Source organism: Pseudomonas sp. 2822-17 (assembly GCF_002742485.1).
Taxonomy (GTDB): Bacteria; Pseudomonadota; Gammaproteobacteria; order Pseudomonadales; family Pseudomonadaceae; genus Aquipseudomonas; species Aquipseudomonas cyclaminis.
Genome location: NZ_LJRZ01000187.1, coordinates 1 through 345, shown reverse-complemented (window position 1 = coordinate 345; position 345 = coordinate 1). Strand labels below are relative to the sequence as shown.

Below are 345 nucleotides of genomic sequence, written 5' to 3'. Positions count from 1 at the left end.
CCTTTAGGATTATGATATTGTCATAACATACTTAGAAGAATGGTTGTGAAAACAATGAAACTATCTAGCATCGTTAGTGACGGTATGATATTGCAACGAGATAAAATGATAACGATTTCAGGGACTTCAACACCGTCTCAACAAATCAGCTTTATTATTGGTGAAAACAATCATGAAACTACTGCAGATGAAAATGGTTTTTGGAAAATAGAGTTAGGTCCTTTAGAAGCGGGTGGTCCTTATCAAATGACTATTGAAGGCGATGAAAAAATTATAGTTAATTATATTTTAGTAGGTGATGTCTGGGTACTAGCAGGCCAGTCGAATATGGAGATACCTATAAAT

At 34.5% G+C, this 345-nt stretch carries 1 protein-coding gene; it reads left to right on the top strand.

Annotated features, from left to right (window positions below; translation table 11 throughout):
* Window positions 1-45 precede the first annotated feature (45 nt).
* The coding region (locus AOA60_RS32080) for a sialate O-acetylesterase (RefSeq protein WP_143522337.1) at window positions 46-345 on the top strand (300 nt) is incomplete at its 3' end.